We start from the raw sequence: 1,682 nt of genomic DNA, 5'->3' as shown, positions 1-1,682 counted from the left end.
GTTTCGAGAAAGCCGCGACGAACGTAGTTGAACGCGGTTCCGCGCGGGCCGCGAAGAAACTTGCGACCCGTGGCGACCAGCACATCACAGCCGATCGCGCGCACGTCGATATCGATCTGACCGACCGACTGCGTCGCATCGAGCACATAAACGGCACCATGCCGCTGTGCGAGCACGCCGATCTCGGCAACGGGCACAACGAGTCCGGATGATGTCGGCACATGGACCGCGCTAATGACAGCACCGGGGGCGGCAATGAGTGCGGCCTCGAGTTCGGCGAGGTCGACGGTGCCGTCGGGAGCATTCTCGATGATGCGCAGGGTGACCCCGTCAACCTTCTCAAGGGTGAGGAGTCGCAGGGCCTGGCTCACATAGCTTGAGCGCGGCGCGATCACGGTGCCTCCCGCACCGAGTCGGAGCGCGTCGAAGACGACCCGAAGCCCGGTTGTCGCCGCATCGTGCAGCGAAATCTCGTCGGTGTCGCAGCCGAGAAGCTGCGCGGCAGCCGAGTAGATGGCGTCGAGTTCGGGCACCACCGCATTGGCGGCCTCGTATGATCCTGCCCGCTCCTCTTTGCGGAGATGGTCGATCATGCCGCTCATGACACCGGAGCTCGCAAGACCAGCACCCGCCGAGTTGAAGTAGTGGCGAGTGCGGGTTCCCAGAGTGCGCGCGCGCTCGGCGGCCACGTCGATCACTGCGGCTGATCGGTCGCCGCTGTCGGCTAGTAACTCTCCGAATGCCATGCGTTTCTCTTTCCCCGTGATTCGGCGCCTGTGATCAGGGCTTCGTTAAGATTGGATCCCATCTTACATGAACTGGATGCATTAGAGTCACCTCATGAGCACACCCGAGCAAAGAGTCCATGAATTGGGCCTCGAGATTCCCGATTACGCCAACCCGCCCTACGGGCGTCGCTACGGAAACCTGCGCCCCTTCCACCGCATCGGCAACCTGCTCGAACTCAGCGGTCTCACCCCGGAACACCGCGATGGCACCCTCATCAACCCCGGCGTCGTCGGGGTCGACATCACGGTTGAACAGGGCTACGAGGCCGCCAGAGTCACGGGCCTCAACGCGCTCGGCATGATCCGATACGCGCTCGGCTCCCTCGACGAGGTTGTGGCGATGTCGCGAGGCCTCTGCTTTGTGACCTGCCCTCCCGGCTTCGACCGACCCCACGAGGTCTCCAATGGAGTGAGCGACCTCTTCAACGACGTCTTCGGCCGCGAGGTCGGAGCCATGGGTCGAGCATCCGTGGGCGCCACAGCCCTCTCTAGTAACCATTGCTTCGAGCTATGGCTCAGCCTGGAGTGCGCGCCGCGCCCCTAGCGGAGCGCGGCACGCACCGCCGGTCAGGCACGAGCGAGGTACTCCGATGCATCGCGCTTGGTCTCCACCGTCGCGACAATCTCGAAGCAATTGCCGCGGGACAGGCTCATGACGCCGATGCTCGCGCTCGCGACACGGCCGGCGACGGGGCCGAACACTTCGAGAAAGAGGTCGTTCGCCCCGTTACCGGCGATGTTCACGTCGAGATAGTCGGGCGTCGTGACGCCGTAACAGACCGTGCGGGCCATGCTCTCGACCTCATCGAGCGAGCCGAGCGCCAGACGGATGAGGCCCAGAACACTGATGGCCGTCTTGCGGCCGGCGGCATACCCCTCGTCGCTCGAGACATC

3 protein-coding genes are annotated in these 1,682 nt (G+C 64.3%); 1 reads left to right on the top strand and 2 read right to left on the bottom strand.

Annotated features, from left to right (window positions below; translation table 11 throughout):
* Positions 1–746 (bottom strand): aminotransferase class V-fold PLP-dependent enzyme (locus AC062T_RS09920; RefSeq protein ID WP_476029605.1); only part of this gene is annotated, 746 nt, incomplete at its 3' end.
* 94 nt (positions 747–840) lie between these two features.
* On the opposite strand from AC062T_RS09920, the gene AC062T_RS09915 reads away from it, so the two are divergent.
* Positions 841–1,332 carry a RidA family protein gene (locus AC062T_RS09915; RefSeq protein ID WP_476029603.1) on the top strand — a complete coding sequence of 164 codons (492 nt, stop codon included), beginning with the start codon at positions 841–843 and terminating at the stop codon, positions 1,330–1,332.
* A 23-nt stretch (positions 1,333–1,355) separates the two neighbouring features.
* Here the strand turns inward: AC062T_RS09915 and AC062T_RS09910 are convergent.
* Positions 1,356–1,682, bottom strand: a 327-nt coding sequence (locus AC062T_RS09910) for a RidA family protein (RefSeq protein WP_476029601.1), incomplete at its 5' end; no start/stop codon positions are given.

This window comes from Homoserinimonas sp. (assembly GCF_056262345.1).
This window is presented reverse-complemented; position numbering and strand designations above follow the sequence as displayed.